The 24,372-nt window shown below is 40.4% G+C and carries 27 protein-coding genes; 12 read left to right on the plus strand and 15 right to left on the minus strand.

Going from position 1 to position 24,372, the window contains the following annotated elements:
• Positions 1-227: 227 nt before the first annotated feature.
• The 3 genes from EAE92_RS11365 to EAE92_RS11375 form a co-directional block, all read right to left on the minus strand.
• A complete protein-coding gene (locus tag EAE92_RS11365) occupies positions 228-488 on the minus strand; it encodes a helix-turn-helix domain-containing protein (RefSeq protein ID WP_065391425.1) in 261 nt (86 codons plus the stop codon).
• A 348-nt stretch (positions 489-836) separates the two neighbouring features.
• On the minus strand, positions 837-1,229 hold the full coding sequence (locus tag EAE92_RS11370; RefSeq protein ID WP_214068163.1) for a DUF2335 domain-containing protein: 393 nt from the start codon (positions 1,227-1,229) through the stop codon (positions 837-839).
• Between the two features lie 93 nt (positions 1,230-1,322).
• Positions 1,323-1,565, minus strand: coding sequence for a hypothetical protein (locus tag EAE92_RS11375; RefSeq protein ID WP_228901878.1), 243 nt, complete (start codon positions 1,563-1,565; stop codon positions 1,323-1,325).
• 279 nt (positions 1,566-1,844) lie between these two features.
• Between EAE92_RS11375 and rlmA the strand changes: the two genes are divergently transcribed.
• A complete protein-coding gene (gene rlmA / locus EAE92_RS11380; protein ID WP_214068164.1) occupies positions 1,845-2,663 on the plus strand; it encodes a 23S rRNA (guanine(745)-N(1))-methyltransferase in 819 nt (272 codons plus the stop codon).
• An 80-nt stretch (positions 2,664-2,743) separates the two neighbouring features.
• On the opposite strand, the gene mntP is transcribed toward rlmA, so the two are convergent.
• The 8 genes from mntP to pabB form a co-directional block, all read right to left on the minus strand.
• On the minus strand, positions 2,744-3,325 hold the full coding sequence (gene mntP / locus EAE92_RS11385; RefSeq protein WP_044467173.1) for a manganese efflux pump MntP: 582 nt from the start codon (positions 3,323-3,325) through the stop codon (positions 2,744-2,746).
• A gap of 425 nt (positions 3,326-3,750) precedes the next feature.
• Positions 3,751-4,209 (minus strand): DUF986 family protein, encoded by a 459-nt coding sequence (locus EAE92_RS11390; RefSeq protein WP_214068165.1) that lies wholly within the window; start codon positions 4,207-4,209, stop codon positions 3,751-3,753.
• A 66-nt stretch (positions 4,210-4,275) separates the two neighbouring features.
• Positions 4,276-5,142, minus strand: coding sequence for a PTS mannose transporter subunit IID (locus EAE92_RS11395; RefSeq protein ID WP_036805211.1), 867 nt, complete (start codon positions 5,140-5,142; stop codon positions 4,276-4,278).
• A gap of 13 nt (positions 5,143-5,155) precedes the next feature.
• Positions 5,156-5,956: a PTS mannose/fructose/sorbose transporter subunit IIC gene (locus EAE92_RS11400; RefSeq protein ID WP_036781969.1), complete on the minus strand. Its 801-nt coding sequence runs from the start codon at positions 5,954-5,956 to the stop codon at positions 5,156-5,158.
• A gap of 75 nt (positions 5,957-6,031) precedes the next feature.
• Positions 6,032-7,015, minus strand: coding sequence for a PTS mannose transporter subunit IIAB (gene manX, locus EAE92_RS11405; protein ID WP_214068166.1), 984 nt, complete (start codon positions 7,013-7,015; stop codon positions 6,032-6,034).
• Positions 7,016-7,636: 621 nt separating this feature from the next.
• Entirely contained in the window at positions 7,637-9,001 is a 1,365-nt protein-coding gene (locus EAE92_RS11410; protein ID WP_214068167.1) for an L-serine ammonia-lyase, read from the minus strand.
• A 177-nt stretch (positions 9,002-9,178) separates the two neighbouring features.
• Entirely contained in the window at positions 9,179-9,742 is a 564-nt protein-coding gene (locus EAE92_RS11415; RefSeq protein ID WP_214068168.1) for a CoA pyrophosphatase, read from the minus strand.
• Entirely contained in the window at positions 9,739-11,109 is a 1,371-nt protein-coding gene (pabB, locus tag EAE92_RS11420; RefSeq protein ID WP_214068169.1) for an aminodeoxychorismate synthase component 1, read from the minus strand. The genes EAE92_RS11415 and pabB overlap by 4 nt, the downstream gene beginning before the upstream one ends.
• Before the next feature lie 139 nt (positions 11,110-11,248).
• On the opposite strand from pabB, the gene EAE92_RS11425 reads away from it, so the two are divergent.
• The 3 genes from EAE92_RS11425 to pip all read left to right on the plus strand — a co-directional run bounded on the left by EAE92_RS11425 (position 11,249) and on the right by pip (position 12,937).
• Positions 11,249-11,428: a YoaH family protein gene (locus EAE92_RS11425; protein ID WP_040153331.1), complete on the plus strand. Its 180-nt coding sequence runs from the start codon at positions 11,249-11,251 to the stop codon at positions 11,426-11,428.
• Positions 11,429-11,535: 107 nt separating this feature from the next.
• A complete protein-coding gene (gene yebF, locus EAE92_RS11430) occupies positions 11,536-11,910 on the plus strand; it encodes a protein YebF (RefSeq protein ID WP_214068170.1) in 375 nt (124 codons plus the stop codon).
• Positions 11,911-11,983: 73 nt separating this feature from the next.
• Complete coding sequence (gene pip / locus EAE92_RS11435) at positions 11,984-12,937, plus strand: prolyl aminopeptidase (protein ID WP_214068171.1); 954 nt, start codon at positions 11,984-11,986, stop codon at positions 12,935-12,937.
• A 49-nt stretch (positions 12,938-12,986) separates the two neighbouring features.
• On the opposite strand, the gene EAE92_RS11440 is transcribed toward pip, so the two are convergent.
• On the minus strand, positions 12,987-13,217 hold the full coding sequence (locus EAE92_RS11440) for a DNA polymerase III subunit theta (protein ID WP_214068172.1): 231 nt from the start codon (positions 13,215-13,217) through the stop codon (positions 12,987-12,989).
• 318 nt (positions 13,218-13,535) lie between these two features.
• Between EAE92_RS11440 and ftnA the strand changes: the two genes are divergently transcribed.
• The 4 genes from ftnA to EAE92_RS11460 all read left to right on the plus strand — a co-directional run bounded on the left by ftnA (position 13,536) and on the right by EAE92_RS11460 (position 15,999).
• Entirely contained in the window at positions 13,536-14,039 is a 504-nt protein-coding gene (ftnA, locus tag EAE92_RS11445; RefSeq protein WP_214068173.1) for a non-heme ferritin, read from the plus strand.
• Between the two features lie 195 nt (positions 14,040-14,234).
• Positions 14,235-14,621: a CopC domain-containing protein YobA gene (gene yobA / locus EAE92_RS11450; RefSeq protein WP_036781988.1), complete on the plus strand. Its 387-nt coding sequence runs from the start codon at positions 14,235-14,237 to the stop codon at positions 14,619-14,621.
• A gap of 2 nt (positions 14,622-14,623) precedes the next feature.
• On the plus strand, positions 14,624-15,517 hold the full coding sequence (gene copD, locus EAE92_RS11455; RefSeq protein WP_036805236.1) for a copper homeostasis membrane protein CopD: 894 nt from the start codon (positions 14,624-14,626) through the stop codon (positions 15,515-15,517).
• Positions 15,518-15,657: 140 nt separating this feature from the next.
• Positions 15,658-15,999: a YebY family protein gene (locus EAE92_RS11460; RefSeq protein ID WP_036805239.1), complete on the plus strand. Its 342-nt coding sequence runs from the start codon at positions 15,658-15,660 to the stop codon at positions 15,997-15,999.
• A gap of 227 nt (positions 16,000-16,226) precedes the next feature.
• Here the strand turns inward: EAE92_RS11460 and EAE92_RS11465 are convergent, their stop codons facing one another.
• Positions 16,227-16,469: a DUF1480 family protein gene (locus tag EAE92_RS11465; protein ID WP_214068174.1), complete on the minus strand. Its 243-nt coding sequence runs from the start codon at positions 16,467-16,469 to the stop codon at positions 16,227-16,229.
• A 664-nt stretch (positions 16,470-17,133) separates the two neighbouring features.
• Between EAE92_RS11465 and EAE92_RS11470 the strand changes: the two genes are divergently transcribed.
• The 4 genes from EAE92_RS11470 to htpX all read left to right on the plus strand — a co-directional run bounded on the left by EAE92_RS11470 (position 17,134) and on the right by htpX (position 21,743).
• Positions 17,134-17,631, plus strand: coding sequence for a GAF domain-containing protein (locus EAE92_RS11470; RefSeq protein WP_214068175.1), 498 nt, complete (start codon positions 17,134-17,136; stop codon positions 17,629-17,631).
• A gap of 95 nt (positions 17,632-17,726) precedes the next feature.
• Complete coding sequence (proQ, locus tag EAE92_RS11475) at positions 17,727-18,434, plus strand: RNA chaperone ProQ (protein ID WP_214068176.1); 708 nt, start codon at positions 17,727-17,729, stop codon at positions 18,432-18,434.
• 19 nt (positions 18,435-18,453) lie between these two features.
• Entirely contained in the window at positions 18,454-20,505 is a 2,052-nt protein-coding gene (gene prc, locus EAE92_RS11480) for a carboxy terminal-processing peptidase (protein ID WP_214068177.1), read from the plus strand.
• Between the two features lie 350 nt (positions 20,506-20,855).
• Entirely contained in the window at positions 20,856-21,743 is an 888-nt protein-coding gene (gene htpX, locus EAE92_RS11485) for a protease HtpX (RefSeq protein ID WP_036782002.1), read from the plus strand.
• Positions 21,744-21,809: 66 nt separating this feature from the next.
• Here the strand turns inward: htpX and EAE92_RS11490 are convergent, their stop codons facing one another.
• Positions 21,810-23,201, minus strand: a complete 1,392-nt coding sequence (locus EAE92_RS11490; protein ID WP_214068178.1) for an L-cystine transporter — start codon at positions 23,199-23,201, stop codon at positions 21,810-21,812.
• A gap of 187 nt (positions 23,202-23,388) precedes the next feature.
• On the minus strand, positions 23,389-23,937 hold the full coding sequence (locus EAE92_RS11495; protein WP_046397547.1) for a metal-dependent hydrolase: 549 nt from the start codon (positions 23,935-23,937) through the stop codon (positions 23,389-23,391).
• Positions 23,938-24,372 lie beyond the last annotated feature (435 nt).

The raw sequence follows: 24,372 nt of genomic DNA on the forward strand, positions 1-24,372 counted from the left end.
AAAATACCAATAAAGCTAAAATGTTTTTTGGTGTTTTTATCTATGGAATGTACTGAACTATATTCGCCTGCTGGGTATAATTGAGATTAGATTGAAGAGGTTTTAACTCATGAGTAGCATGTGTTCATAGCGGCTTATTAACAAAGTTGAATGCGTTAAATAGAAAAAAAACTGCTATTGAGCTGGTTAACAAATTGATTGAAGAATATAAAGAATAAACTCGATATTTACTTTAGCTTATTGTTAAAACTTGGTTTTTTCAGCTTTATTTTGTCTAGAATCTGGACTGGATTTAATGACAACAAACGAGACATGTGCACAAATTCCACGACATCTAGTCTTCTTTCACCATTTTCAACTTTGGTTATAAATGATTGAGGACGGCTAAATGCTTGTGCCAATTTTTCCTGTGTAATGCCTTTTTCCAAGCGCGTTTCGCGTAATAATCGGATAACATGCTGATATTCTTCTGAATAAATCGATTTCATTCGTTTTGCCTTAATGAAGAATCCTAAGATAGAATATCTCTCATTTGTAAGAATATTCAAAATAAGAAAAAAGAAACTTTACTGGTTATTTATTAAAAACTTAGGTTTGTGGTCTTTATGGCGATGATAAGAGTATACGAAATAAAGATATTAACAGGTTTTACAACTAGCTAGCAGTTAGGAGGAGCAATATGATGAATGTTTTGCCCTGACCTATACCCGTTATCTTTCAAGTTGCCTCTTTATTGGCTGCACTCTCTCACCCCAGTCACATCGTTATCTATGCTCCCGGGGATTCGCTCCCTTGCCGTCGCGATGTATCTTGAAATCCATAGGGTATATATTTATTCATTTTACAAATGGTTGTGGATTTCTATTTAAAACATAAATAGCTAGAATCGTTGTTACAGTACCGCATCCGATAATCCCTGCTAACCAATTATGCCCATTTAAGCCCAAGATTAAAGCGACAAACAGAGAGGTAAAAGTGAGTAATAATCCATAACTTTGTCCCCTTATAATTTTTCTTACCATTTGCTCTAAGGCGACTTTTTCCATCTCGTGTCTATGCTTCTGTTGTTGTTCGATGAGGGTTAGAAATCGGTCAGCAGCTCCCTTTGTATGTTGTTCATAAAGCGTTAATATCTCTGAATCAAGCAATTGATAATATAATGGATTGATATCACCTTGATTAGATTGTTTAACTATTTTCGGATGTTTTCCGGTGGCTCTTTGGCTCATATATTGTCTCTTTCCCTGTAGATAATATATACCCGTCATCTTTCAAGTTGCCTCTTTGTTGGCTGCGCTCGCTCACCCCAGCCACATAGTTTGCTATGCTCCCGGGGATTCACTCCCTTGCCGTCGCGATGCATCTTGAAATCCATAGGGTATAATTTCATCATTGAATTGCTTTAATACAGCGGCAAAGTCCGCACGGACTTTATCCAGATCATCCGCTAAAGTATCAACATCACTTTTCTGTGGGATAAAATCCAAATAGTTTGTATTGGGCATAATATCGAATTTCGGTGAAATTGATCTTAATTTATTAAAATATTGTATGAAAATATTCATTATATTATCCGCATTATTAGTTGTTTATATTAGTTAAATAATTTATTAGCAATGATGTTTTCTTAAGTTTTGATTGAAGAATCATACCTGATAAATAGATTTATGCCATAGAAATATTGCGAGCCGTTTCAAAAAAAGGACTGAAAATAATGGAATATAATTTCATTCAAGATAATGATTAGTCGTTTATATAGAATTATTAATTGGTATGATTTACGACGAAAAGTATCAGAATATGCTATAGTGCCGGCTGGTTTTCGCTTATATTTTGGGAATTTTATGTCTTATCAATGCCCCCTGTGTCATCAATCTTTATTTCTCACTCGACAGCAATGGCGCTGTGAGAATAATCATCAGTTTGATTGTGCTAAAGAAGGGTATGTCAATTTGATGCCCGTTCAGCATAAAAGATCCAAGGAACCGGGGGATAGCCCGGAGATGATGCAATCAAGAAGAGCATTTTTGGATTCAGGGCATTATCAACCATTACAAAGACGGGTTTCGGAATTACTGGAGAAGTATCTGCCAGAAAATGCAGAGAGTTTGCTGGATATAGGATGCGGTGAAGGTTATTACACCGCTGCGGTTGAAGCGCAATTAAGCAAGAGACGTAATCTTAAAATCTATGGGTTAGATGTTGCTAAGATCGCGGTTCGTTATGGCGCTAAACGCTATCCTGTCGTTAACTTTTGTGTTGCGTCGAGCCATCGTTTGCCATTTGCCGATAAATCGCTTGCCGGGGTATTAAGGATTTACGCGCCTTGCAAAGCGGAAGAGTTGGCAAGGGTGGTTAAGCCACAGGGAGTTGTTTTGACAGTTACTCCTGGTCCTCGCCATCTTTATCAGCTCAAAGAGTTGATTTATCAAAATATTCATCTTCATCCATTGAAGGCGGAACTATTGGAAGGATTTGAATTGATAATCGATGAATCGTTATCTTATCCAATGAAATTAGATGGCTTGCAAGCGTATCATTTATTACAAATGACACCATTTGCCTGGCGAGCAACAGAGGATGTGAAAAAAGGATTGGCAGATAGAACTCTGTTTGAATGTGAAACTGATTTTATACTGCGGGTCTATCAACGCCTTAATTGATCAAGATTTCAGCCCAAAATATAGCGTTTAACAGATATACCCTATGGACTTACGGGCATAAATATTTTGGGCTGGTGGCGTTATTTGGCGTACATAAATAATTCGAGATGTTCAAACAAGATATTGAAGCCAATTGCAATCAGAATTAGCCCACCAATAAGTTCAGCACGTTTGCCTAACCGTGGGCCAATATAACGGCCAATTAACATGCCCAATGTTGCCATAATCATTGTCATCATTCCGATAGCCATCGCAGTATGCACGATATTGACTTCAAGGAACGCTAGCCCAATACCAATTGCCATTGCATCCAGACTGGTGGCAATGGCTGTTGTTATCAACACAATTGAATTATGGCGGCAGGGTGATTCACACTTTTTTTCCTGCTTTGCTTTGAAACTCTCTGTAATCATTCTACAACCCAGAATGAATAACAGAGTGAAAGCAACCCAGTGATCCCACTCCATAATATATTGGCTGGCATAAAGCCCTAGAGACCAGCCAATCAATGGGGTACAGGCTTCTGCCAAACCAAATATTAAACCTGTACGGATTGCTTCACGAAAATGCGGTCTATGTAGTGCGGCCCCTTTACAAATTGAAGCAGCAAAGGCATCCATTGAAAGTGCTAAAGCTAGGATGAGGGTTGCGTACATATTCATTAATATAGCCTCGGTTGGGTGTTTCCATATACATATAACCCACCCCCAACCAATGATGGTGCTATATGCAATGGTCTTGCCAACCGAATTAATAGCTATCTCATTAGACTATTTCATTTGCTATTTTGAGCAACAATAATGCCTGTTAAGATAGCAATAAGGCTACCCGCACCACGTTTATTTTGTAACGAGCGTGTTGATACGGGCTTTTCAGAGAAATTAACTAAATCGTTTCTCTGAAACAGGCTACTCCCCATGACAATTTAAAAGATAGCACAATAATTCAAAAAGGGAAAATAATATTATTTTTAGGGTTAATCAATGATATTGATAATAATTATCATTATCTATTTTATGGGAAAAATAAAAGCCAGCGTATAGCTGACTATTTATTACTTATTTGCTAATTCATTATTGTTTCTTATCTATCTGTTATCGATAAGGAATTTATAAATTCTTTCTAAATCATCAAGTTGGTTTGCTGATATATATAATTTTTTGTTTTCTAAACCAATAACCAGGATGCCATCTTCAGATAAATTCATGGTTTTTATCCGGCTATAGGAAATAAAGGTGTTTGCATAGAAGAAGCCGTCATTTTTAAAAAGTAATTTAGGCGAACGCATATAGGCAATATAAATAGTCACCAGGATAGTAAACAGTAATAAATATGTGGTTAAACGGCTACCATAGGCGGTAATATTGTTATAAACAACAATAAGTATAAGGATAATAAAGATGAATGCATCAATTTTGTGTTTTCTTTTTAGCTTTATTTGTAAGTAAGTTTTCCCTTTCAGTAAGTTAACCACGAATTCATCATAAACAGCAAAAGCTAGCATTAGTACGATTAAGCCAGCTAATACTATATCATTAAGGCTCATTCCTTATCCCTATATTGTTATAAAAAAGAAAAGATGGGGAGGAGTTCCTCCCCGAATGATATTGTACTAGAGACCAAGGAAACCAAATCTGGCGCCAATAATCCCCAGAATAAAGAAGCCAATAATGATCCACAGGGCATTGACTTTATGCCGTAATAACCACATACAGGCAAATGTCAGTAAAAGGGGTACCAGGCCCGGCATCAACTGATCGAGGATATTCTGAACCGTGGTTATTGTCGTTTCACCCGTCTGTTGGTTAGGAATTTCTGATACAACCAACGGGATATTGACTTTCGTCCATTTATTAACTAACGCCCCCATGACAAATAGACCAAGGATTGACGCTCCTTCCGTCATTTTTTGCAGGAAGCCGCCACCCATATCTTGAACGATATTGATCCCTTTCTTATAACCATAAGAAATACCAGAGTAGAGAACTAATAAGCGTACTAGGTTGAATAAGAAGAAGAACAAGACAGGCCCAAGCCAGCTACCGCTCATTGCGAGGCCAGCACCCAAAGCGGCAAATACTGGGCGGGCTGTTCCCCAGAAAATAGGGTCGCCAACACCGGCCAAGGGTCCCATCAGACCAACTTTGATACCGTTGATTGCACCATCATCAATGGTTGCACCGTTAGCACGCTGTTCTTCCATTGCCATAGTGACACCCAGTACAGGCGCAACGACATAAGGGTGAGTGTTAAAGAATTCAAGGTGGCGTTTGAGCGCCTGTTTACGCTCATCGGTATTTTCTGGATATAAACGACGAAGAGCTGGCACCATAGAGAAGCAGAAGCCCAAGGCTTGCATACGTTCAAAGTTCCATGAACCTTGAAACACATTAGAACGAAGAAATACACCGCGGATATCACTGGGCGTCAGCTTTTTCTGGTCTGCTGTCTGAGCAGCCGCTTTTGTTGTATCTAACATGTTGCTCATCCTTTTAATCTAATTCGTTATCAAGATCGTTATTGGTGTGTCCGGGGGCGGCAACTACCTGAGATTTGTTATATTTAGGGCTTAGCTGAATGTACAGCACGGCCATAACAATACCAATAATGCCTAATGCAACCAGGTTAAATTCAGTGAATGCCGCTGTGACGAAGCCGAGGTAGAAGAAAGGCATTAGGTAGCCGGCACGCATCATGTTGATAACCATTGCATAACCCACAACGACGATCATCCCTCCTGCTATGTTCAAGCCATCTGTTACCACTTTTGGAATCGAGGCAAGTAACTGCTGGACTTCGTTGGTACCAACCGATAGTGCGACGATCAGGGCAGGGATAGCGATTCGCATAGCCTGGAGCAGTAACGCGGATAGATGGATAAAGCTAATCGCACGCAGGCTGCCACGTTCTGCCGCATTGTCAGCCGCATGCTGGAAGGCGACTGTGATGGTACGTACAATGATAGTCAGAACTTGTCCTGCTGCGGCTAGCGGAATGGCCAAGGCGATACCTTCACCGATATCACGACCACCGGCGATGACCAGAATTGTTGAGATGATTGATGCTAAGGCCGCATCCGGGGCAATCGCAGCACCGATATTCATCCAGCCAAGGGCGATCATCTCTAGCGTACCACCGATAATGATACCGGTTGTCATATCACCAAGAATGATCCCGATTAAGGTGCAAGCCACGAGTGGGCGGTGGAATTGAAATTCATCAAGAATGGAATCCATTCCCACTATACAAGCTACGATGAATATCAATGTAATTTGAACAACGGTAATTTCCATTGTTTGTCTCCTGTAACCAAATTAAATTTGGTGAGAAATTTTTATCATTGAGAAATTTTTGTCATTGAGTAATAGTTAAATTGCTCTGATCTGGTTTTCGTTTTTAACCTTCTGGAGTAGATCCATCATTTGTAGACGGCTGTCACTGGCAACCTTACGGGCTTCAAGCTCAATACCTCGTTCATCTAGTTTTTTGAAAGCTTCAATATCGGTTTCATCAACGGATATTGCGTTGTTAACTTGTGTTTTCCCCTGACGGAATGCCATTCCTCCGATGTTGACAGATGTGATATCGACACCATCCTCGACTAAACGCAAAACATCTGTTGGGTTTGTAAACAGCAACATGACACGTTCATTGGCATATTTCGGGTTGTTATAAACGCGAACACATTTTGCAACATCAACAACGTGAGCACTGATCCCCGGTGGAGCAACTTGTTTTAGTAAGGTGGTACGAACAGTATCAGCAGCAACTTCATCGCTGACGACAATGATTCGCTTGACATTGGTTTCTTTTGTCCAACGAGTAGCGACCTGACCATGAATGAGGCGGTCATCAATTCGAGCCAATGCGATTTTCATGTGACCACCGGTTGATGGCGCAAATGAAGGCGCCGCAACGGATGCTACAGGCTTGGCTGGTTCAGTTTTTTGAGGTTCTTCTGTTTTCATGGCCCGGATGCCTTCTTTCCCTGTTTCCAGAGCAACAGAAACCAGTTCTGCCAGAGATGGGCCATCATCTCGACACATAAAGGTTTCAACCAGCATTGGAACGTTAACACCGGTGATGATTTCATAATTCTCTTTATCTACGGCGATACGGCTAGCCGCATTGAATGGACTTCCTCCCCATGTATCGACAAGAAACAGCACACCTTGCTCTGTATTAAGCGCTTCGAGTTTACTGTTGTATTTTTCAAATAAAGTATCGGCATTTTCACCAGGAACGAAGTCAATGTAAGAAACATTTTCTTGCTCTCCAATTAACATCTCTGCGGTACGAAGCAGTTGTTCAGACGCAGCCCCGTGTGTGCCAATCATAATGGCTATACTCACTTGTTTTCCCCTCTGTTAACAATATATACCCGTTATCTTTCAAGCTGCCTCTTTGTTGGCTGCACTCACTCACCTCGGTCACATAGTTATCTATGCTCCCGGGGATTCGCTCCCTTGCCGTCGCGATCCATCTTGAAATCCATTGGGTATCAACGCAGGATTATTACAAAGTTACTGCAATAATTTTGATGAATCATTCCTCCAATAAAAATCTTATTTGTATGAATAATGACCTTTTATCAATATGATACCTAAATATTTGACTTGATTTAGACTTTATCTCTTATTGACTGAAAAAATCGGCTGTTAGATTAACATTAGAAATACCGAAGGAAAATTGCTGTCAGTCAGAAAAAATGAAATAGATAAAAATGTTAACCACAAAACAATTTAATAAGCTAAAAATTGTGAAATTAATTTATAATTATCTATAATTTGTTTATTGTTAGGTGTTTATTCTGTTTCCGGTAACATTTTATTAATTTAAAATAGAAAATATATTCATCTTTTTAGATCAAAAGATGATCATTTTGATTTTTGGCTAAAAATATCCCTACCATAAGGTAGGGATATTTCATTACAGAAGCATTTATTGATTTAAAAAACAGGTTATCTATTTGATTAATCACACTGAACTTTAATTGCCAAACCACCGCGGGATGTTTCACGATATTTAGCGTTCATGTCTTTACCTGTTTCGTACATGGTTTCAATAACTTTATCGAGAGAAACGCGCGGTTCGCTGGTGCGGCGCAAAGCCATACGTGCAGCATTGATTGCTTTTACTGAAGCAATGGCATTTCGTTCGATACAAGGTACTTGTACTTGGCCTGCCACCGGGTCACAGGTAAGGCCGAGGTTATGTTCCATACCGATTTCAGCTGCAACACAGACCTGTTCAGCGCTGCTGCCAAGCAGCTCAGCAAGGCCGGCTGCCGCCATCGAACAGGCAACACCTACTTCCCCTTGGCAACCCACTTCAGCTCCAGATATTGATGCATTCATTTTATAGAGAATGCCAATAGCGCCGGAAGCCAGGAAATAGCGGATATAGAGTTCTGGCGTTACAGGTTCAATACAATGATTGTAATAAGCGAGTACGGCAGGAACAATGCCACAAGCGCCGTTGGTTGGTGCGGTAACAACACGCCCACCCGCAGCATTTTCTTCATTGACTGCCAGAGCGAACATGTTCACTAAATCCACAACATTCATTGGATCATTAGACAGATTGTTTGATGAGGTCAGCATGCGATGTAGTGCCGCTGCCCGGCGTGGTACACGCAGTGGGCCAGGTAAAACCCCTTCTGTGTTCAAACCACGTTCAATACAAGCCTGCATGGTATCCCAGACATCGGTAAAATAGGCATTAATTTCTTCTTGGCTGTGGAGATCCAGCTCATTTTTCATCATTAAACCGGAAATAGATAACCCGGTTTTATTACAATTCATCAGTAATTCTTTTGCTGAATTGAATGGATATGAAACGGGTTTGGTATCCTGAGAAGGTTTACCAAAGTGTTCTTCATCAACAATAAAACCACCACCAATTGAGTAGTAGGTTTTGCTATAAACTTTTTTGTCCCCCGCGAATGCGTGAATTTGCATGCCGTTTTCATGTAATGACAGGTTATCACTACGGAAAACCATGCCGCTATCACGTGGGAAATCGACTTCATGTAAACCGTTGGCTAACTTAATGCGCTGTGTTTGCTCTACATCACGAATAAAACCGGGGATCGAATCAATATCAACGGTGGCGGGTAAATTCCCTGCCAGACCCATGATAATGGCGATATCCGTATGGTGACCCTTGCCGGTTAATGAGAGTGAGCCGTAAACATCGACGGCTACACGCGTGATAGAAGGCATTAATCCCTGGTTTACCAGATCGTCGACAAACTGTTTGCCGGCTTTCATCGGGCCAACCGTATGAGAGCTAGATGGGCCAATACCGACCTTAAACATGTCGAAAACGCTAATCACGCCAGACTCCTTAAAAAAGATAGAGATATAGTTATATATATTGGGGATACGCTACTTTACTGTGATTTAGTAGTGTTGATAAGGGAGTTTACAGTTTTTTTTGAATTATGATAGCAACAGCGATAAAAATGGGCAAAAAAAATACAAATCAGTTATCCTTAAATTAAATGATTTGGGTCAAACCTGAACTTGTTGAGCTAATTGATGAATTATCATTGCTGTCAGCCCCCAGATGAGGTGTTCTTGGTACCAGTAAAAATAGATACGATGCTGCTGACCACGACGGTTAATATCAAGATAATGATAACTCGAAAGTGAAAGTGCTTCTGATAGAGGAACTTCGAATATTTTGGCGACTTCTTCCGGGTTGCTGTGAAGGGATAATCCGGCGGGTAATAATCCGACAATAGGTGTCACTAGATAGCCACTGATGCTATTTAAAGGAGCGAGTTGTCCCAGAACCTGAACTTTCTGACGAGGTATGTTAACTTCCTCTTCCGCTTCCCGTAGCGCTGTCGCGATTATTGATTTATCTTTAGGATCAACAGCTCCCCCTGGGAAGGCGACTTGACCGGCATGTGACCGTAAAGTGGCGGAGCGTCGGGTCAATAATAATGTTGGTTTCGGTTTGCAGATGATGGGTAATAACACCGCGGCATGGCGGTTGTTATCTAAAAGCCGTTTAGGTGGTGGTGGAAGTTGTAACTGAAATCTGTTAACGAAATCAGACAGCGATATCATATGACTTTTATTTTCCCTAGTTGTGGCAAAATACAATTCAACTTATCAAATGTTTCTTGATACTCTTTTTCGGCAATGCTGTCGGCAACGATCCCGCCGCCAGCCCAACAATATATTTTTTCTTTCTCAGTTAAGAGGGTACGAATGGTGATATTGCTATCCATTGTGCCACAGAAACTAATATAGCCAATTGAACCACAATATCCATGTCGGCGGTGAGGTTCAAGTTCTTCTATTATCTCCATCGCTCTGATTTTAGGCGCTCCGGTAATAGAACCTCCAGGGAAACAGGCACGTAATAGATCCGTGGCATGTTGCTCATTTGGCAGTGTTGCGGTGATTGTGCTAACCAGATGATGAACGGCAGGGAATTGTTCAACCACAAATAATTCAGGAACTTTAACTGACCCAGGTGTGGCTACCCGGCCAATATCATTCCGCAATAAATCGACGATCATCAAATTTTCAGCTTGGTCTTTTTTTGAAGCTGCTAATTTTTCAGCTTGCAGGGCGTCCTTTTCTGCATCACCTAAGCGCGGTAATGTTCCCTTGATCGGGCGAGTTTGAATTTGTTTATTTTCCAAGAGTAAAAAACGTTCGGGAGAGACACTGATAACGCTGTTTTCCGGTAAACGAATAAAGGCTGAAAAAGGTGCGCGGTTGCTCTCATTAAGTTTTATGAATGCTTGCCATTCATCTCCTTGGTAATCGGCGCAAAATCGTTGTGCCAGATTAACTTGATAACAATCGCCATTTAACAGATAGTGATGAATGCAGTTAATTTTCTCGTTATATTGTTTAGCGCTCATATTTGACTGCCATTCACTGGTCAACGTAAAAGCTGCTTTTGGTGAAGCTTGGCGAGATGTAAGCCAGTTCAGACGCGTGTCAACATTACTGTAACTGAATAAAATCACCTCTTTTTTATGATGATCAACAATCAGTGCCCAGTCATAAATACCTATTGCCATATCTGGAAATGACAGCTCATTTTTGGCTTGTGATGGTAATTCTTCAATATAACGCCCTAGATCATATCCCCATAGGCCCAGTGCGCCACCTTGAAATGGCAAATCAGTATCAAGCTTTGCTGTGATATTTAATTTCTTTAGTTGTTTTTTTAACAGGTGAAAGGGATCTTCCTCAGTAATATAGCTATAACCATCTTCGTTTATTTCAGTCGATTTATTATGACTGAGCAGTGTTATCCGTGGTTCTGCAACCATAATATCAAACCGGTTATGGGGGTGGTTGGCAGAACCAGAATGGAGCAGCATTGCCCAAGGCTGGTTTGAAATCGGCGCGAAATAGTTGATGGCAGCGTCTGGCTGATAAGGTAATTGCCGTTTTTGTAGTGAAATACTCATTATGATGTTGGTTTAGCAGTTGTAACGTAAAAGTTAGTTTTGATTTTAATCCTTACAGATTAGCATAGAAATCCATTCCTTACTTGAGTTAAAAATCGCTATACTCCTCGGCATAGATCACTTTATAGAGGTTATTATCATGTTTTCGGATATGCCAGCTTTATCCCATCAGGAACAGCAACTAGCAGTGGAAAAAATTCAGCAATTGATGGTTGAAGGAATGAGCAGTGGGGAAGCGATTGCGTTGGTTGCTCAAGAAATTCGTGAACAGCATCGAGGAAAAGAACAGGTGAATGTAGTGTTTGATGATGAAAAATGAACATAATTAAATTATTTATTTAACAATAATCACACATTTGTTTTACCTGACATGCTAGGTTAGCTCCATATTTAATCTCTTACTTTGAGATATTAACGGGAGGTAGTATGAAAGCATGTCATATCATTAACAGAGTTGGCCTATCGGGGGCCGCACTTTTGCTCACTGTTTCATTCACAGTATCTGCTGTATCGGAGAACAAACGTGTTGGTAAATTTATTTCTTGCGATAATTTAACCAAATCGCAAATTGCCGCTCAAGTCAAGCGTGATTTTCTGCAAAACCGCATTAACCATTGGTCGGAAGATAGAAAGCAGTTGGGAACTTCTAAACCAGTGGCGTGGGTAAAGGCGGAAAATATTACTGGCGATAAAGATATCTTAAAAATTCCGCTGACTGTTCGTGGTTCCAAGCGTGACAAAGGTTACCGTGTTGTCGTTGATTGTCAGCAAAATACGATTAGCTATAGCGAATTGAAATAACATTTTCTGCTAGTTATCTCTACCCGTCGTTAGACGGATGCCAGGTTTGGTGTTAGTCAGTAAAGGAAATGTTATGTCAGAATTGAGAAAATTATATCCGGCTTGTGAAGCTTATCGTTCGGGTTATTTGGATACAGGCGATGGGCATCAAATTTATTGGGAATTGTGTGGTAATCCTGTAGGTAAGCCTGCTGTGTTTATTCATGGCGGGCCGGGCGGTGGGATTGCCTCTTATCACCGTCGGTTATTCGACCCGAAGAAATATCATGTCATGTTATTTGATCAGCGTGGTTGTGGGCGTTCAAAACCTCATGCCAGCTTGGAAAATAATACCACTTGGCATTTAGTTGAAGATATTGAGCGTTTACGTCAATTGATGGGGGTGGAAAAATGGCTGATATTTGGTGGTTCGTGGGGTTCAACTTTATCTTTAGTTTATGCCCAGACTTATCCTCAACGCGTTTCTGAATTAATTCTTCGGGGAATTTTCTTGCTGAGGCCACAAGAGTTGCACTGGTATTATCAGGATGGCGCTTCTAATTTCTTCCCTGACAAATGGCAACGAACGGTCTCTATTTTATCGGAGGAAGAACGAAAGGATGTGATTGGAGCGTATAATAAGCGGCTGACTAGTGATGACCTTCGGGTGCAATTAGAGGCCGCTCGTCTCTGGAGTTTATGGGAAGGAGAGACGGTAACATTACTGCCTTCAAATAGTGTGGAGTGTTTTGTAGAAGATGAGTTTGCCTTGGCATTTGCTCGGATTGAGAACCACTATTTCATCAATGAGGGTTTTATGAATGAGGAGCAGCAACTGTTGAATAATATTGACGTCATACGGGATATTCCGGCAGTTATCATTCATGGCCGATATGATATGGCTTGCCGGGTGCAAAATGCTTGGGATTTGGCGCAGGCATGGCCGGAAGCGGAATTACATATCATTGAAGGAGCGGGACATTCATTTGATGAGCCGGGTATTTTACATCAGCTTATTAGTGCGACAGATAGGTTTGCCGATCAGTAATTGGATATAACCACCGGTTATCCGGTGGTTACCCATGCTTACTGATTGATTAGCGGCCTTTGGGTTCGTAGGGTAAACGGGAAAGCTGTTTGGATAATTGGCGATAATGCACTAAGCGTTGTTGAAAATATTGCCGTAGATGCTCGGGTTGCTCTTGTTCAACTGTATCAGGCAGTACTGGCATATTGTAACGCTCCTTAAAAGCTACGCCGGAAGCAGCCAAATCAACATTCACTTTATCCATATTCTCTGTGGAAAGCTCGGCCAGATTATGTTTCATAAGTGTCTTTCTCATTCACACACAAAGTGATAAAACTAATCCAGAAGAGTTTTTCTGGCAAGGTCTGAATTGATTATTTTATAAATATAAATAATATTCATTATCATTAAATATAAAAATTCCTTGATGAAGAGTATTTTGTAAATGTAATTCATTTTCATTTAAATATATTAAATGAGATTCATTTTCATTTTTTTATCAAGAAATATATTTATATTTCAATGTGATATGTATATTTTATTTATTTTCTCTTATTGGGTTTTATTATTCTGATTTAATTGGCATAATACAGGTGAATTAATAACTGGAGTATCTATTATGTTAAACCAAGAAATGATTAATAAATTAAATGAGCAGATGAATCTGGAGTTCTATTCTGCGAATTTATATCTGCAAATGAGTGCCTGGTGCAGTGAACAGGGGTTACCAGGCGCCGCTGCGTTTTTTAAATCACATTCTCAGGAAGAAATGCAGCATATGCATCGCTTGTTTGATTATCTGAGTGATACAGGTGCAATGCCACGTTTGGGACAAATTGATGCTCCTTCGATCGATTATGAATCTATAACCCATGTACTCAATAGAACTTATGAACATGAGAAGTTTATTACTGCCGAAATTAATAAACTTGCTCATTTGGCGATAACCACGCAAGATTATTCTACTTTTAACTTTCTGCAATGGTATGTAGCAGAGCAGCATGAAGAGGAAAAATTGTTTAAATCTATCCTTGATAAACTGGATATGGTTGGTGAGGATGGTAAAGCACTTTTCCTATTAGATAAGGATCTGAAAGGTCTGGCTGCTGCAAATCCTGTATAAATGAAATGGAATTAATTAGCCGCAGTAGTCGCAATAACTTTAGGTATTTAAAGTCAATGCTGCGGTTTTCCTTTATTTTTGCGCGATAGTTCACAAGACGAAATTCTCATTGTAAGTTATCGCAGATAAAATAACTCTTTTGATATAAAATGATGACAACTTATCGAGATTCATTTGAAAATTAAGAGGTTATTGATGACTATTAGCACAATTCGCTCTTTTTGTCGAAAATTATCTGCTCTAATTGTTCTTTTTGTTGGCATATCCTGCCAGCAAGCTTTGGCGCATGCTCATTTGACAGAACAAATTCCGGCGGAAGATACTACTGTAGAAAATACACCGCAGGTAATCACATTAAGCTTTTCTGAAGGTATTGAGCTGAATTTTAGTAAAGTAAAAGTGACTGGTCCGGAAAATAGACCCATTAAAACCGGAAAATTGAAGCTTGATCCGGCGACTAATACAAAACTGATTCTTCCTATCGAAGATAAACTAACGACAGGGAGATATGATGTGAACTGGAGCGTGGTCTCTGTTGATGGGCATAAGACCAAAGGTGTCTATAGCTTTACAGTGAAATAATGATGTCTCTGGCGGCGCTGTATATTCTTTGTCGCTTCACCCATTTTGTGGCAGTTATGTTAATGTTTGGCTTTAGCGTATTTACTGCCATCTTGGTTCCTGAGCGTTTATCTGTGCTGATTGATGCGCGCCTTCGTTTAGGGGTAATTATCAGTACCGTTGTGACATTAATAACAACAATTGGATGGTTGGCAATTCAAGCGGGAATAATGGGTGATGGTTGGCAGGATATTTATAATCTAGAAATCTGGTTGGCAGTACTGGGAACAACTTTTGGTAAAGTTTGGCAATGGCAAATACTGATTTCAATAGTTGCTACGGGGTTTTTGTTTATCAGTAAACAAAAAGCCAGAAATATTCTGATGTTAATCAGTTCTACGGTTTTACTCGCCTGCCATGCCTTTATAGGCCATTCGGTAATGCATGATGGGATAACCGGCGTTTTTTCTCAGGTCAATCAGGTAATTCACTTAGTGAGTGTTGGGTATTGGTTTGGTGGATTATGGCCTTTTTTGTTATGTCTGCAATTTTTACGGATAAAAAATGAATTGGCCGTAGGGTTGGATAAACAGATTATGATTTCTATGATGCGTTTTTCCACGTATGGTCACGTTGCTGTAACCCTGATTATTATAACGGGCATCATAAGCAGCTTAATTTTGCTGCCGAACTGGCCGAAATATAGCGGCAGTGAATATCAATCCATGCTATGGCTGAAGATAGCATTAGTGGCGGGTATGGTGATGCTGGCATTAATTAACCGCTATATCCTGGTTCCCAAACTGAAACAACCTGGCCGTTATCAGTTGTTGATTATCAATAGTTGGATTGAAATTATCCTCGGAGCATTGGTTTTATTATGTGTTGCTGCTTTTGCCACTTATCAACCAGTTTGATTTTCTTAGTTAACTATCTATCTCAATAGGTGCTGTTGGTGTAGCCTATTCTTGACACTAAATATATAGTGAATATGGAAAAAGCTGGAGTGTATAAAAGATCCACTTCGCTCGCTTTTATATCTACATTGGTAACTATTATGAAACGTTTACTCTTATTACTTTCCTTGTTTTGTCTCTCTTTTCAAAATGTTGCTGCATCGATTGAAACAGTGAGTAAGCTACAATTTGGTGATAAATGGGCATTTACACGGGAAGAGGTGATGTTGGATTGCCGAGCAAACAAGGCTCTGTTTGTGATTAATCCAAGCACGTTAGTGCAATACCCATTGAATGATATAGCCACAGAGATGATGCAGGTAGGGAAAGTGAATGCTAAGTCTTTGGATATTATTTTATTGGATGATAGCAAAAATCCAACTCAAAAAATGAGTATAGAGCCATTCCAACAAGCAGCTTTAGCATTGTGCGATAAAAAATAATGTCATTGAGTAAGCGATAGCGTCTATATTTGGCTTAATGGAAGATGTTGTTTTTGATTATTTATTATCCAAAAAGTTGGTAAAATGCAAGTATGTCGGCTACGCTTTAAGTTGTAAGTTGTTTTTCGTCTCAATGACACTTTTAGCGCACGGCTCTTAAGAGCCATTTTCCCTAGGCCGAGTAGAGGAGTCAACTCGGCCTTTTTTTGTCACAAGTTTTGTGGACATCAGGCCACCCTCATAACCCATGCATGTTTTTGTCTATCATAATGCTTTCTGTAGAGAAGAATGTGTTTATCGTTTAATAAGGCGGGAATGCTGGTGTGTTCATCCCATCCGTCCAACTGCATACAAAGTTCGCGGTCGGAATTACAGGGAATGCTGATGGTGATATCGTCCTCTTCAGAAGGTGAAGAGAGAATAGCATCATCAATTTCGTAGCTGGAGATTCTTAATATTGTCTGGTTCATGATCGCTCCTTAACTTTTAGATAACAGGTAAGACCAGTGTGGCCATCATTGAGGATAGATCAAATAGCTGAGATTTCCAGTAATAATATTTTCTGTGTTGGATAATTGGTAGATGATATTGCTGTTATAATTATCTGTTCTAAAACTTACTATCGTCATATTGCTTTTTTTATCTTTGTCATTCTTTGACCTTTTATACATTCAGTAGGAAATATTTATTTGGTGTGGTAGTAAGGAGTAAAAGTGTTAGTGATGGTGTAGTAGATGCAATAATTCTACGGATAAATTGTTTGAATGTTTTGTTTTTTACTACACAACCAGTCAATTCTCAAATGAAAGAGGCTAATGAGCGACACTGTTATCAGATAATTGATCTTTATAATTGTGGAAAAGTTCAATTTAATTTTATTGTATGGGAACCTGGAGGTGCTGACGGTGAATCATATTCATACTGGTTGCGCCTCTGATAATGTTTTGGTAAGTAGTGTGATATCTCACAAGCTTTTGCGAGTATTCAATAAATATATTAAAGAATATCTTATTAAAGATAGTAAAGAATTTACGTCAGTGTGACAGACTGTTAACCTTATTGTTATGGGCATTTGATATTTTTTTGATATAAAAATAGAGATGCGTTTTGTGAATTTCATCGGATAGGTCAATTATGAATAAAAATGAGTTCTATCGGGAGCTTACGGGGGACTTAAAAGCTCTGTTGTCTGGTGAGTATGACTTAATAGCAACGCTGGCTAATGCCAGTGCATTGTTGTATGAACGCTTGCATGATGTTAACTGGGTTGGCTTTTACCTGATTGATGGCGATACGTTGGTGTTAGGGCCATTTCAGGGAAAAGTTGCTTGTGTCAGAATACCTGTTGGCAAGGGGGTATGCGGAACGGCTGTATTAGAAAAGCGCATCCAGCGTGTTGATGATGTTCATGCGTTCCCAGGCCATATCGCCTGTGATGCCGCTAGTAACGCTGAAATTGTGTTGCCGTTGATCGTAAGCGATAGAATCATCGGTGTATTGGATATTGATAGCACGGTCTTTAATAGGTTCGACGAGAAAGACGAATTTGGCTTACAAATCCTTATTGATGGGCTTTGTGCTCATTTAGAACAGTGCGTTATGCCTAAATATGTTGAATTGAATGTAACTTAACATATGGATAACGTGGCATTTATCAGCAACGCTATTATAATGACGCCAGTTCATGCCTATGCTGGTTGGCAAAACCGTTGTAATCAGGAAATTTCATGGAAAATCAACCTAAGTTGAATAGTAGTAAAGAGATTATTGCATTTTTAGCTGAGCGTTTCCCGCTCTGTTTCGTAGCAGAAGGTGAAGCTCGTCCTTTAAAGATCGGTATTTTTCAAGATATCGTTGAACGTATTCAGGACGAAGAGTGTTTAAGTAAAACACAACTGCGCTCCGCCTTACGTCTGTACACATCAAGTTGGCGCTATCTGTATGGTGTTAAAGAAGGTGCACAGCGTGTTGACCTTGATGGTAATTCATGCGGTGAACTGGAAGCGGAACACATTGAGCACGCTCTCCAGCAACTGACTGAGGCTAAAGCACGGGTTCAGGCACAGCGTACGGAGCAAAGAGCTAAGAAGCGTGAAGCTGAAAATGCGGCTGCTGGTGAAAAAAATGAACGATCCACAGCCAAGAAACCTGCACCTCGTCGCCGTGCTAACAATACTGAGGGGGAAAAACGGCAGCAACAGCCGCGCCAACAAAAGCGTCCTCAGCAAGCACGTAAACCAGTTGCTAAACCCGCTCAACCCGCGCCTACTCAGATTGTCGATGTTTCATCGCTGAAAATTGGTCAGGAAATTAAAGTAAGAGTGGGTAAAAGTTCAGTGGATGCTTCTGTGCTTGAAATCGCCAAAGATGGTGTACGAGTACAATTGCCTTCCGGTTTGGCAATGATTGTACGCGCAGAACATTTACAGTTCTGATACGGAGGCCAACCTGGGCATGAACAAATTCGTCAGACTGGCTTTTGTCTTAGGTGTTTCAATTTTTGGTACTTGTTATGCGAATACAAACAGTCCGGTGGCTGTTCCTGTTGGTATTGAACAACTACCTATATTGAAGCAAGAACCTCAGCATTCAACAGTGAGCGAGCGGGTAACATCCCGCTTCACTCGTTCTCATTATCGCCAATTTGATTTAAATGGTGATTTCTCGGCAAAAATATTTGATCGCTACCTCAATATACTGGATTACAGCCATAACATATTATTAGCGTCAGATATTGCTCAGTATGCCGATAAGAAAAAGTTGTTAGGCAAGGAATTGGAAAGTGGGAATCTGGAAATTCCATATGACTTGTTTAATTTGTTACAAAAACGTCGCTTTGAGCGTTATCAGTACGCTTTATCGCGTCTTGAACAGCCAATGAATTTTGATGGTAACGATACAATTGATGTTGATCGTTCCAAAGCCCCTTGGCCACAGAGTGTGGAAGAGCTAAATAAACTTTGGGATGCTAAAGTTAAGTATGATTGGCTCAACCTCAAGCTCAGTGGCAAAGAGGACAATAAAATCAAAGAGATGCTCACCAAACGTTATCAGTCTGCGTTAAAACGTCTGACACAAAGTCAAAGTGAAGATGTTTTCCAATTGATTATGACTGCGTTTGCTCGTGAAATTGATCCTCATACCAATTATCTTTCACCACGCAATACTGAACAGTTTAACTCAGAAATGAGTCTTTCCCTGGAAGGGATTGGTGCTGTTTTGCAAATAGATGATGACTACACGGTTATAAATTCTTTGGTTGCTGGTGGACCTGCCGCCAAAAGCAAAGCATTAAACGTGGGCGATAAGATTATTGGTGTCGCTCAGTCAGGGAAGTCTATGGTGGACATTATTGGCTGGCGTCTGGATGATGTGGTTGCGCTGATTAAAGGTCCTAAAGGGAGTAAAGTACGGCTTGAGGTTATTTCTGATACCAAAGGAGCAAAACCACGCACTGTTACTTTAACGCGTGAACAGATCCGTTTGGAAGATCGGGCTGTGAAGATGTCAGTTAAGACAATGGGTCAGGAAAAAGTGGGTGTTCTTGATATCCCCGGTTTTTATGTTGGTTTGACTGATAATGTTAAAACGCAATTACAAAAACTGACCAAACAGCATGTCAGTGCTATTGTCATTGATTTGCGTAGCAATGGTGGTGGTGCGCTGACAGAGGCGGTTTCTTTATCAGGCTTGTTTCTCCCAAGCGGCCCGATTGTCCAGGTTAGAGATAATAATGGAAAAATCCGTCAGGATTCTGATACCGATGAAGTGGTGTACTATAAAGGACCTTTAGTTGTTCTGGTAGACCATTTTAGTGCATCTGCTTCTGAGATTTTTGCCGCGGCAATGCAGGATTATGGGCGAGCGTTGATTGTTGGCGAGCCGACTTTTGGTAAAGGCACGGTTCAACAATATCGTTCTTTGAGTCGTATTTACGATCAAATGATGCGTCCTGATTGGCCATCACTGGGGTCTGTCCAATATACGATTCAGAAGTTCTATCGTGTCAATGGCGGTAGTACTCAGCGTAAAGGGGTTACTCCTGATATCGTAATGCCAACGGGGGTTGATCCGGCAGAAACGGGGGAAAGTTTCGAAGATAATGCTTTGCCTTGGGATAGCGTTCCTGCTGCCCGTTATACAGGGTCTAAAGTTATTGCCGCATTAACTCCTCAGTTGAATACCGCTCACAATGCTCGTATCACAACTGATCCAGAGTTCAAGTATATCAATGAGGATATTGCTCATTATAAGGCGATGAAAGAGCATAAAAATCTTGTTTCTTTGAACTATGCGCAAAGAGAGAAAGAAAATAAGGAAGCAGATGCTCTGAAGTTGAATCGCATAAATGATCGCTTTAAACGCGAAGGTAAAAAGCCGTTAACTTCACTGGATGATTTACCTAAAGATTATCAGGGGCCAGATCCCTATCTTGATGAGTCAGTGAAGATTGCACTTGATTTAGCGCATCAACCTGCTGAGAAAATGTTAGCTAAATCTAAGTAAAATAATGGGTTAAAGCCTGTCAATGATTAATGCCCAATACCGTTCGCTTGAGATGTTTTGAGTGAACGGTATATTGGATTTTCAATAAAATAATATGAACAGCCTTTTTAAGGTGTTTTTTCTTTTCAGAAAAGATGAATTATTTCACATTTTCTCAGCCTTACTAGGTGTTGGAGTATTTTGTTTAACCAATTGGTGTTAGGCTAATGCGGATTTTTTTATGATTTTGTAAAGTTGTGTTGATTTTATCGCTTAACAGGTTAAAAGCCTTGAATATAGCAAGAACAGCCTTATTTATAGAGTAGTTCTGAAAGTGCATTTATGATTATTAATATAGGAAGCCGGTTTTTATGATGCGAATTGTTTTGTTCCTCCTCACTAACCTCGCTGTCATGTTGGTGTTCGGGATAATACTTTCTTTGACAGGAATTCAGAGGAGTAGTGTACAAGGTCTGATGATTATGGCTGGCCTGTTTGGTTTCGGGGGCGCATTTGTTTCCCTGTTGATGTCCAAATGGATGGCTCTGCGTTCTGTGGGTGGTCAGGTCATAGAACAGCCAGCAAATGAAGTTGAACATTGGTTAGTGGAAACTGTTCGTCGTCAAGCGGAACAGGTCAATATTGCCATGCCCCAGGTTGCGATTTATGCCGCGCCTGATATTAACGCATTCGCTACCGGAGCGCGTCGTAATGCTTCCCTGGTAGCTGTCAGCACTGGTCTATTGGACAACATGAGTAGGGCGGAAGCAGAAGCCGTTATTGCTCATGAGATTAGTCATATTGCTAATGGTGATATGGTGACGATGACCTTGTTGCAAGGGATCGTGAATACTTTCGTTATCTTTATTTCTCGTCTGTTGGCTCAGGCTGTATCAAGTTTCCTGTCTGGCAACAGTGATGAGGAAGAGAGTAACTCTTCTGGCAATCCGATTGTTTACATGGTTGTTTCAATGGTGCTGGAAATAGTATTTGGCATTCTGGCGAGCATTATTACAATGTGGTTCTCTCGTTACCGCGAGTTCCATGCAGATGCAGGTTCTGCCAAATTGGTCGGCCGTGAGAAAATGATTGCTGCCTTACAGCGTCTGAAAACCAGTTATGAACCGCAGGAAGAAGGCAGTATGATGGCGTTCTGTATTAATGGTAAAGCAAAAACATTCAGTGAGCTGTTCATGTCTCACCCACCATTGGACAAACGTATTGAAGCGCTGCGTAGTGGACAATACCTGAATAAATAACATTGTGAATAAAATAAAAAGCCGGAAGATCAACTCCGGCTTTTTTGCAACTTTTGAAGTTTTAAATTATAGCTGACTTAATTCAACCTGTTCTTCCTGATCGAAGATAGTTTTATCAGTTTGTCCCATCAGTTGGCTGGTAATAGTACCAGCGGTCATTGAGCCACTTACATTCAGTGCCGTACGGCCCATATCAATGAGAGGCTCAACAGAAATCAATAAAGCAATCAACGTCACAGGTAATCCCATTGCGGGTAAGACAATCAGTGCCGCAAACGTAGCACCGCCACCTACACCCGCCACGCCAGCAGAGCTGATAGTGACAATACCAACGAGTGTTGCAATCCACATCGGGTCAAGAGGATTTATGCCCACTGTTGGAGCAACCATTGCTGCCAACATAGCAGGATAAATCCCGGCACAACCATTCTGACCAATTGTTGCTCCAAAAGAGGCTGAGAAACTGGCGATAGATTCTGGCACGCCAATACGGAGTGTCTGGGTTTCGACATTCAGTGGGATACTGGCTGCGCTGGAACGGCTGGTGAACGCAAAAGTTAACACAGGCCAGGTTTTTTTGAAGAATCTAAGTGGATTGATGCCGATGAGAGAAAGCAGAAGCCCATGAACAACAAACACGAGTGCTAATGCAATGTAAGATGCGATAACAAAAGTTCCCAGTTTTGCAATTTCATGGATATTAGAGTTGGCGACAACTTTGGTCATTAAAGCCATAACACCATACGGCGTTAAGCGCATAACCAGACGAACCAGTTTCATTACCCATGCTTGTATAGTATCGATAGCGACTAATATGCGCTCACCCCTCTCATGATCATCTTTCAGCATTTGCAGAGCTGCGATACCTAAGAAGGTTGCAAAGATGACAACGCTGATAACAGAGGTTGGATTAGCGCCGGTTAAATCTGCAAATGGATTTTTAGGAATAAAAGATAAAATCAATTGTGGTACAGATAAATCAGAGACTTTGCTGACGTAGTTGTTTTCGATAGCAGACAGGCGGGTTGTTTCTTGAGGACCTTGGATCAGACCTTCAGCAGTCAAGCCGAACAGGTTGATAATCATGATACCGATAAGCGCTGCAATCATTGTAGTAAATAGCAACGCTCCAATAGTCAGAAAACTGATTTTTCCTAGAGAAGATGCTTTGTGTAGTTTGGCGACTGCGCTCAAAATAGAGGCAAATACCAGAGGCATAATGACCATTTGTAGAAGCTGTACGTAACCATTACCGACAATGTTGAACCATAATATGGATTCCTTCACTATGGTATTATCAGAGCCATAAACTAGTTGCAGTGCCAAGCCAAAAATAATGCCAATGGCAAGGCCCGCAAAAACCTTTTTCGACAAGTTCCATTGCCGTGAACTCGCTTTTGACAATAGCAAAAGCAGTGCTACGAAGACGAGCACATTCGAAATGAGTGGTAAATTCATCCCCAAACTCCAGAATTCAATTTAGTTGAGTCATAAGTTGTATCGAATCGTGTAAGTTTGCAAACGAACACATTACAACAAGCAGTTGGGGAATATAGTATCAGCTTAAATTATTCTCATTTATAACTATATAGAATTTGATATAACAAATGTGACTTTTAAGATTTATTTTTAGTCAATTAGAGCATTATAAATAGAGATCTTTGATGCGATTGATATAAAAAAGTATAGAGTATTCAATATCTTTTGGTAGAAAAATGGCAATGACAATTAATAGAGCAGAAATAAACCTTTCTGCTTTCTTATTTCCTTGCTTGCCAAGCACGGGTAGACAGAAACGTATTTTGATTGGCCATAATAACGGCACACCCGCAGGTGTTAACATATCTGCAATCAGATGGCTCAAATAGCCAACAATCATGGCATGGAAAAAATCAGTTGGGATTAGCCATTCTTCTGGTATTTTTAGCCAAAATAAAGTGATTCCTAATATGAGAGCAAGCAAGCTGTGAGTAAATCCTCTATGACCACAGAGTTTGGCAACGGGAATGGAGATAAATCTGAATAATCTACCCAAGGTTGAATTAGGGTGATCGATATCAGGTAACAAAGCAGTAAGCAGCACCCCTGGTAGCATATGCAGCCAGTCTCCATTAGCTATCTCTGGTGTTATTTCTAGCTTGTGTGCCAAGATAATGCTGGCAACTGAAAACAAAAGATGCCCTTCCGCGGTCATAAATTCCTCTGACTAATAACTGTCTATCCATACAGTTGGCGAAGTATAGAGGGTTTTACGTGGGTAAGATAGAGGGTGAAAAGCAAAAATATCTTATTTATTAATATATAACGTTAATATCTAATTAAATTTTTATTTGACAGAATAAGATATAAGCGCTGCGGCTGTTATGTGAACAATTGAGAAGCTGCCATCGATATCAAAAAATGGCCGCTTTTATTGGTAAATGAAAAGACATTTAGCAAAATCCGCCGTAAACCCTAGCCCAGTGCGGGCGGGAATATCAGGCGAAAAGCCCTTTGGGCTTTCAGACCGCTGACAAACCTCGTTGAAAATAACGGGATTTGTTCCTCTCATTGTGAATCATAATGCCATCCATTTTCCTCATTAAGCCAATTTAATCGCCCGACAAGGCGTTATTTTCGCTTCTCCTGC

The organism is Photorhabdus hainanensis, from assembly GCF_018448965.1.
GTDB lineage: Bacteria > Pseudomonadota > Gammaproteobacteria > Enterobacterales > Enterobacteriaceae > Photorhabdus > Photorhabdus akhurstii.